This is a genomic window from Pseudomonas sp. AGC41, assembly GCF_057334555.1.
In genome coordinates this window covers 90,098-98,406 of sequence record NZ_JBHFJB010000157.1, presented here as the reverse complement: position 1 = coordinate 98,406, position 8,309 = coordinate 90,098, and the positions used below count along the sequence as shown (strand labels likewise).

Sequence of the window (8,309 nt, the reverse complement as noted above, 5' to 3'; positions counted from 1 at the left end):
CGATGAGGCCCGATCAGCCGCCGATTATCCCGCCATCCTCGCGGGTAATCACCATCACCGACGACCGTGGCTTGCCATTGGGCAGGTGCTCGGGGAACGTCGAACCGCCGTTTTCCCCAGGGTGCTGGATGCCCACGAACAAGGTCTTGTAGTCCGGCGCGAAGCTGATCCCGGTGACTTCACAACCCACCGGTCCGACCATGAAGCGGCGGATCTCACCGCTGTTGGGGTCGGCGCAGAGCATCTGGTTGTTGCCCATACCGGCGAAATCCCCGGCGTTGCTTGAGTCGCCATCGGTCTGGATCCACAGCCGGCCGGCTTTGTCGAAGCCCAGGCCGTCGGGGCTGTTGAACATGTTCTGGGCATTGACGTTGGACGATCCGGCCTTGGGCGTGCCGGCATGCACTGTCGGGTTACCGGCGACCACGAACAGATCCCACTCGAAGGTGTTGGAGGCGTGATCGTCACGGTCGGTGCGCCAGCGCAAAATCTGCCCGTAGACGTTTTTGGCCCGAGGGTTGGGTCCGTCCACCGGTTGGCCTTCTTCGCCGCGCTTGGAGTTGTTGGTCAGGGTGCAATAGACCTGGCCATCCTTCGGGCTCACCACGATCCACTCCGGGCGGTCCATGCGGGTGGCGCCAACGGCGGTGGCGGCCAGGCGTGCATGGATCAACACTTCAGCCTGATCATTGAAGCCCTTGCCGGCGTCGAGGCCATTCTTGCCATGGGTCAGTTCGATCCACTGGCCCTTGCCTTTCGGATGGTCCGGGTTGCCGTCGCCGGCGTCGAAGCGCGCCACGTACAAGGTGCCGTGGTCCAGCAGGTCGCGGTTGGCCTTGGCATTGCGACGGTCGATGCGATCGCGGCTGACGTACTTGTAGATGAACTCGCCACGCTCGTCGTCGCCCATGTACACCACGGCGCGCCCGTCACGGGTTTTCGCCAGTGCCGCGTTTTCGTGTTTGAAGCGGCCCAGGGCGGTGCGTTTCACCGGCGTGGACTTTGGATCGAACGGGTCGATTTCAACCACCCAGCCGTGACGATTGAGCTCGTTGGGGTTCTTCGCCAGGTCGAAACGCGGATCGAACAGGTGCCAGTTGATTTCGCGGCTGGTGACGGTGGCGCCGTAGCGCTTTTGCGCCTCATCGAACTTCAGATCGGCGTTGCTGCTGCCGAAGCAGTCGGTGAAGTTTTCTTCACAGGTCAGGTAGGTGCCCCACGGCGTCATGCCGTTGGCGCAGTTCTGGAACGTCCCCAGCGCTTTCTTGCCACTCTTGTCGGCGCTGGTTTTCATCAGGTCGTGACCGGCAGCCGGGCCGCCCAGGCGAATCGGCGTGTTGCCATGGATCCTGCGGTTGTAGCGCGAATCCTGGACGAATTGCCACTGACCACGGCGCCGCTGGATCTCGATGACCGACACGCCTTCGCTGGCCTGGGCCTTGTGCACGTCTTCGGCGGACTGCGGCTGGCCGCCATGGGGGAAGAGGTAGCGGTAGTTGGTGTATTCGTTGTTGATCGCCATCAGCGCCCGGTTGTCCTCGCCGGGAAACGGGAACAGGCTCATGCCGTCGTTGTTGTCACCGAACTGCATTTCCTGGGCGCGGGCGGTGCCATTGCCGCTGGGGTCGAATGCCGGGGCATTTTTTTGCAGTGGCTGGCCCCAACTGATCAGTACCGAGGCTTTGTAGCCTGGCGGCAAGGTAATGGTGTCGGTCGTGGCGGCGGCAATGCTGTCAAAGCCCAGCAACCTTTTGTTGCCTTCGCTCACGGCGGCGGCCATGACGCTGCGGCTCAGCAGGTTGCCGCCCAGGAACATCGCCGCGCCGCACAGGGCGCCTGCGCCGATGAAGCGGCGACGGCTCAGGCCGACGATTTTTTCCAGGTCGGTGGATTGGTTTTCTTCTAATAGGCTCATCATCAGGCTCCCTGCTGGTTTTGGCAGTCACCTTAAAGCGGGTCGATGAAGTTTATGTTTCAGCGCGCTACAACGGTGTGCCGAGCAGCACATTTGCCGGGGAAAAACGCACTTGTACCGGTGAGCCGGCGTCGAGGTTTCGTTCAACCAGCTCAAGCGGGTCTGCGAGGGCACACAACGTCTGGCCGTTGGGCAAGCCGATGCGCACTTCGTTGGGGCCATCCGCAGCGACCGCGATGTGCTCGATCACGCCTTGCAGACTGTTGGCCGAGCAATCGTCCGGCTGGTCGAGTGGATACAACGTCAGCCAGCCGGCCTTGATCAAGGCCACCACTTCGGTACCAAGGCCCAGCTCCAGGCGCAGCGTGCTGTCGTGGGTGATCTGCGCGTCGATGCGCAGCCCGCGCGCCAGTTCCAGGCGTATCCGGTCGTTGTGGCCCTGGGCCTGGATGCCGACGACCTTGCCATGCAATTGGTTGCGCGCGCTGGTGCGCAACATCAGGCGGCTGAGCAGGCCCAGGTCACCGGCGTCCTCGCTCGCTTCCAGCAACTGTGCCTGCAATACCTGCAAGCGCTGATAAAGACGCAGCACGCGCAGGCCCTCTTCCGACAGTTTTGCGCCGCCGCCACCCTTGCCGCCAACGCTGCGCTCGACCAATGGCCGGTCCGCCAGGTTGTTCAGCTCATCGATCGCATCCCAGGCCGCCTTGTAGCTCAGCCCGGCGCTTTTGGCGGCCCGAGTGATGGAGCCCTGTTCGGCGATGTGCTGTAACAGGGCGATGCGCTGTGGTCGGCGGACGATATGTTGGCTCAGCAGCGTAGGCAATGACATGGCGCAAACCGTGTACGGGATGGATGCAGGACGTTGGCGCCTCGGCCTCCGCGCGTCAAGCCGGATCACCGGGTTTCGGCGTGCGCGCCAGGCAATACACATCGACCCGCGCTGCACCGGCATCGAGCAGCAACCGGGCCAGGGCCTGGGCCGTGGCGCCAGTGGTGAGGACATCATCGACCAGCGCCAGGTGACGGTTGCTCAACGCCGCGCCGGGCGCCAAGGCAAAGGCCTGGCGCAAGTTCCGGCGCCGGGCCCGGGCGTCCAGGACCTGTTGGGCCGGGGTGTCCTGAATGCGCAATAGCAGGTTGTCTTCACAAGGGATCCGCAGCGCTGCGCTGAGCCAGCGGGCCAGCAGCGTCGCCTGGTTGAAGCCGCGCTGGCGCAAGCGTCGCGCCGCCAGCGGCACCGGCACCAGCGCATCGGGCCGCTCCAGGCCTTCGTCGAAATGATGCTGCAGCGATTGCGCCAGCAACTCGCCAAGCAGCCGACCGAGGGGCCATTTTGCCTGGTGCTTGAAGCGCGTAATCAGGCTGTCCACCGGAAAGTCGTAGGCCCATGATGCCAGGACCCGCTCGAAAGCCGGAGGCCGCGCGGCGCATTGGCCGCAACGGAGCCCGGCCATGGGCAGCGGCAGGGCGCAAACGGTGCAATGCTCGCCGAGCCAGGGCAGTTCGCTCTCGCAAGGTGTGCAGATGGGCTGCACGGTGTCGGTGGATTCGCTGCACAATAGGCAGGATTGTTTGTTTTTTAACCAGATGTAAACCGAACCTTTGTATCGTGGTTGACAGCGCATGGCTCTTCCTTAAATATGCCGAACATCCGTGTCGCGCCTGTGGGTATTGCATTCTTCAGGCGCCAGCCAAGCATAATCAAGGAAATGCCCATGAGCGCCAGCACCACTGCCAACCTGCGTCATGACTGGTCTTTGGCCGAAGTCAAAGCTCTCTTCGTCCAGCCATTCAATGACCTGCTCTTCCAGGCGCAGACCGTGCACCGCGCGCACTTCGACGCCAACCGCGTCCAGGTTTCGACCCTGCTATCGATCAAGACCGGCGCCTGCCCGGAAGATTGCAAATATTGTCCGCAGTCCGGCCACTACAACACCGGGCTGGAAAAAGAGAAGTTACTCGAAGTGCAGAAGGTCCTCGAAGAGGCCGCGCGCGCCAAGGCCATCGGTTCGACTCGTTTCTGCATGGGCGCGGCGTGGAAACATCCGTCGGCCAAGGACATGCCCTACGTGCTGGAGATGGTCAAAGGGGTCAAGGCCATGGGCCTGGAGACCTGCATGACCCTGGGGCGTCTCGACCAGGAGCAGACCGAAGCGCTGGCCCAGGCCGGCCTGGATTATTACAACCATAACCTCGACACCTCGCCGGAGTTCTACGGCAGCATCATCACCACCCGCACCTACAGCGAGCGCCTGCAAACCCTGGCGTACGTACGGGATTCGGGGATGAAGATCTGTTCCGGCGGGATCCTGGGCATGGGCGAGTCCCTGGACGACCGCGCCAACCTGCTGATCCAGCTGGCAAACCTGCCGGAGCATCCAGAGTCGGTGCCGATCAACATGCTGGTGAAAGTCGCCGGTACGCCGCTGGAAAATGCCGAGGATGTCGACCCGTTCGATTTCATCCGCATGCTCGCCGTGGCGCGTATCCTCATGCCGAAATCCCATGTGCGTTTGTCCGCTGGCCGCGAAGCCATGAACGAGCAGATGCAGGCCCTGGCGTTCTTCGCTGGCGCCAACTCGATTTTCTACGGCGACAAATTGCTGACCACCGCCAACCCGCAGGCCGACAAGGACATGCAACTGTTTGCGCGCCTGGGCATCCAGCCGGAAGCTCGCGAAGAGCATGCCGACGAAGTGCATCAGGCGGCCATCGAGCAGGCGCTGGTGGAGCAGAAGAGCAGCGAGCAGTTCTATAACGCCGCTGTTTGATTGCTCACCGATTCCCTGACTGGAATGCAAGATACTGTGGGAGCGAGCTTGCTCGCGGTGGCAATGGAACATTCAACATTTATGTCGACTGGCTCACCGCTATCGCGAGCAGGCTCGCTCCTACAAGGGTCTTTGACCAGTCTTTAAACAGTTGAGGCCTGCATGCCCTTCGATCTTGCCGCACGCCTGGCTGCCCGTCGTGCCGAAAACCTCTATCGCCAGCGTCCGCTGCTCGAAAGCCCCCAAGGCCCGGAAGTGGTGGTGGATGGCCAGCCGTTGCTGGCGTTCTGCAACAACGACTACCTGGGCCTGGCCAATCACCCGCAGGTGATCGAGGCCTGGCGTGCCGGCGCGGCGCGGTGGGGCGTCGGTGGCGGTGCGTCGCATCTGGTGATCGGCCACAGCGGCCCTCATCACACCGTGGAAGAAGCACTGGCCGACTTGACCGGCCGGCCCCGGGCGCTGTTATTCACCACCGGCTACATGGCCAATCTTGGTGCCGTCACGGCGTTGGTCGGACAGGGCGACACGGTGTTGCAGGACCGGCTCAACCACGCGTCACTGCTCGACGCCGGGCTGTTGTCCGGTGCCCGTTTCAGCCGTTACTTGCACAACGATGCCCAAAGCCTGGCGAGCCGCCTGGAAAAAGCCATCGGCAATACCCTGGTGGTCACCGACGGCGTGTTCAGCATGGACGGCGACATCGCCGACCTGCCGGCTCTCGCCCGCGAAGCACGGGCCAAGGGCGCCTGGCTGATGGTCGACGATGCCCACGGCTTCGGCACGCTGGGTGCCACCGGCGGCGGTGTCGTCGAACATTTCGGCCTGAGCCAGGAAGACGTACCGGTCCTGGTGGGGACGCTGGGCAAGGCGTTCGGCACCGCCGGGGCTTTTGTTGCCGGCAGCGAAGAATTGATCGAAAGCCTGATCCAGTTCGCCCGCCCCTACATTTACACCACCAGCCAGCCACCGGCGTTGGCCTGCGCCACGCTCAGGAGCCTTGAGTTGCTGCGCAGCGAGCATTGGCGGCGCGAGCATCTGCAATTGCTGATTCGCCAGTTCCGCCAAGGTGCCGAGCAGATCGGCTTGCAATTGATGGACAGCTTCACGCCGATCCAGCCCATCCTGATCGGCGACGCGGGACGGGCGATGCGGCTGTCACAGATGCTGCGCGAGCGCGGGCTGATGGTCACCGCGATCCGCCCACCCACCGTGCCGGCCGGTAGCGCTCGGCTACGTGTGACGTTGACCGCTGCCCACAGCGAAGCCCAGGTACAACTATTGTTGAATGCGCTGGCCGATTGTTTTGCGCAACTGGGAGCGGAGCCGAGCCATGCGTGATCGATTGATATTGCTGCCCGGCTGGGGCTTGGGCATCTCGCCCCTCGAACCGCTGGCGGCGGCCCTGCAAGGGCTCGATGAGCACTTGCAAGTGGAAATCGAGCCATTGCCAGCACTGGCGTCGAGCGACCTCGGTGAATGGCTCGATGAACTGGATGCCACGTTGCCGCAGGATGCCTGGTTGGGCGGCTGGTCCCTGGGCGGCATGCTGGCCGCGGAACTGGCGGCGCGTCGGGGCGAGCGTTGCTGCGGCCTGCTGACCCTGGCGAGCAACGTGTCTTTTGTAGCCCATGAGCATTGGCCGAGCGCGATGCCTGCTGACACGTTCGATGGATTTCTCGCCGGATGCGCCGCCGATCCGCGCCAGACCCTCAAACGCTTCAGCTTGCTGTGCGCGCAAGGCTGTGGCGACCCGCGCGGATTGTCGCGATTGCTGCTGGCCGGCGCCCCGAATACCTCGCCTGAAGTATTGATGGCCGGGCTCGAACTGTTGGCGCAACTCGACACGCGGGTGGCCTTGCAGGGCTTTCGCGGCCCGCAATTACATCTGTTTGCCGGGCTCGACGCGCTGGTGCCTGCCGAGGCTGCGGGAGAACTGCTGGCGATGCTGCCAGATGTCGAAATCGGTCTGATCGAACAGGCCGGCCACGGATTCCCACTGGAGGACCCTCACGGCGTGGCGGGGGCGATCCAGGCTTTTTTGCATGAGTCCGGTGATGACTGATTTAGCTGTTGTGAAGTTGCCGGGCGCCTTGCCCAACAAACGCCAGGTTGCGGCCTCGTTCTCCCGGGCGGCGGCCAGCTATGACAGCGTTGCTGAACTGCAGCGCGACGTCGGGCAGCAATTGCTGTCGCGGCTGCCCGTCTCGTTTATGCCGGGACGCTGGTTGGACATGGGTTGTGGCACCGGTTATTTCACCCGCCTCCTCGGTGCGCGGTTCGGTGAGACGGCGGGTGTTGCGCTGGATATCGCCGAAGGCATGCTCAACCATGCCCGTCCTCAAGGCGGCGCCGCGTATTTCATCGCCGGTGATGCCGAACGGCTGCCGTTGCAGTCGGCCAGCTTTGACTTGGTGTATTCCAGCCTTGCGGTGCAGTGGTGCGGCGATTTTACCTCGGTATTGAGCGAGGCCTATCGTGTGCTGAAACCCGGTGGGATGTTTGCCTTTACCAGCCTGTGTGTCGGCACGTTATACGAGTTACGCGACAGCTGGCGTGAAGTGGATGGCCTGGTACACGTCAACCGTTTCCGCGCATTCGACACCTATCGACAGTTGGCCGATGCCAGTGGGCTGCGCGTCGTCAGCCTGGAGAATCGCCCACATGTTCTGCATTATCCCGACGTGCGTGCCCTGACCCACGAATTGAAAGCATTGGGTGCGCACAATCTGAATCCTGGTCGTCCCGGTGGGTTGACGGGGAGGGCGCGAATCCTCGCGCTGGTCCAGGCCTACGAAAAATTTCGCCAGGCCCAAGGCCTGCCGGCCACTTACCAGGTGGTCTACGCCGTGCTGGAGAAACCGCTATGAGCCAGGCTTATTTCATCACCGGCACCGACACCGATGTGGGCAAGACCACCGTTGCGGCGGGGCTGCTGCACGCGGCAAGACGGGCCGGTATGAGCACCGCCGCGGGCAAGCCTGTAGCCTCTGGTTGCGCAGTGACGCCCAAGGGCCTGCGCAACGCCGATGCCTTGGCCCTGCTGGCCGAATGTTCGGTGCCATTGACTTATGCACAGGTCAATCCGGTGGCATTCGAACCGGCGATCGCACCTCACCTGGCCGCCCGGGAAGCTGGCGTGGCGTTGACCGTGCAATCCTTGCTCGGGCCGATGCGCGAGGTGCTGGCTCTGGATGCGGATTTCACCTTGATCGAAGGCGCGGGCGGCTGGCGTGTGCCGCTGGCCGGGCAAGACAATCTTTCCGACCTTGCGATCGCGTTGGGCCTGCCGGTGATCCTGGTGGTGGGGGTACGACTGGGCTGCATCAGCCACGCGTTGCTGACCGCCGAGGCTATCGCCCGGGACGGCTTGCCATTGGCCGGCTGGGTAGCAAACATCATCGATCCGGCGACGTCGCGCATGGAAGAAAACCTCGCGACCCTCGCCGAACGCCTGCCGGCGCCCTGCCTGGGCAGAGTCGCGCGAATCAAGGACGTGACGGCCGAAGCGGTGGCCGAACATCTGCAACTGGATCTGCTGGACTGACCGCGGACCAAGGTTTTGGCTATGACGCGGCACTGTGCCATTAGTGTTTTTGTCGGGCCTTTTCCCAAGGCAT

The 8,309-nt window shown here is 63.3% G+C and carries 8 protein-coding genes; 5 read left to right on the top strand and 3 right to left on the bottom strand.

Going from position 1 to position 8,309, the window contains the following annotated elements:
• Window positions 1-13: 13 nt before the first annotated feature.
• The 3 genes from ACE04F_RS27495 to ACE04F_RS27485 form a co-directional block, all read right to left on the bottom strand.
• A complete protein-coding gene (locus ACE04F_RS27495) occupies window positions 14-1,915 on the bottom strand; it encodes a PhoX family protein (RefSeq protein ID WP_486110689.1) in 1,902 nt (633 codons plus the stop codon).
• Between the two features lie 67 nt (window positions 1,916-1,982).
• Window positions 1,983-2,747 (bottom strand): TOBE domain-containing protein, encoded by a 765-nt coding sequence (locus ACE04F_RS27490; protein ID WP_486110687.1) that lies wholly within the window; start codon window positions 2,745-2,747, stop codon window positions 1,983-1,985.
• 55 nt (window positions 2,748-2,802) lie between these two features.
• Complete coding sequence (locus ACE04F_RS27485) at window positions 2,803-3,543, bottom strand: ComFC family protein (RefSeq protein ID WP_486110685.1); 741 nt, start codon at window positions 3,541-3,543, stop codon at window positions 2,803-2,805.
• A gap of 90 nt (window positions 3,544-3,633) precedes the next feature.
• Between ACE04F_RS27485 and bioB the strand changes: the two genes are divergently transcribed.
• The 5 genes from bioB (at window position 3,634) to bioD (ending at window position 8,236) form a co-directional block, all read left to right on the top strand.
• Window positions 3,634-4,689, top strand: a complete 1,056-nt coding sequence (bioB, locus tag ACE04F_RS27480) for a biotin synthase BioB (RefSeq protein ID WP_039590691.1) — start codon at window positions 3,634-3,636, stop codon at window positions 4,687-4,689.
• A 162-nt stretch (window positions 4,690-4,851) separates the two neighbouring features.
• Complete coding sequence (gene bioF, locus ACE04F_RS27475; protein ID WP_486110683.1) at window positions 4,852-6,030, top strand: 8-amino-7-oxononanoate synthase; 1,179 nt, start codon at window positions 4,852-4,854, stop codon at window positions 6,028-6,030.
• Entirely contained in the window at window positions 6,023-6,754 is a 732-nt protein-coding gene (locus tag ACE04F_RS27470) for an alpha/beta fold hydrolase (RefSeq protein ID WP_486110681.1), read from the top strand. Before bioF ends, ACE04F_RS27470 begins: the two co-directional genes overlap by 8 nt.
• Window positions 6,747-7,559: a malonyl-ACP O-methyltransferase BioC gene (gene bioC / locus ACE04F_RS27465; protein ID WP_486110679.1), complete on the top strand. Its 813-nt coding sequence runs from the start codon at window positions 6,747-6,749 to the stop codon at window positions 7,557-7,559. Before ACE04F_RS27470 ends, bioC begins: the two co-directional genes overlap by 8 nt.
• Entirely contained in the window at window positions 7,556-8,236 is a 681-nt protein-coding gene (gene bioD, locus ACE04F_RS27460) for a dethiobiotin synthase (protein ID WP_434571368.1), read from the top strand. The genes bioC and bioD overlap by 4 nt, the downstream gene beginning before the upstream one ends.
• The last annotated feature ends 73 nt before the right edge of the window (window positions 8,237-8,309 follow it).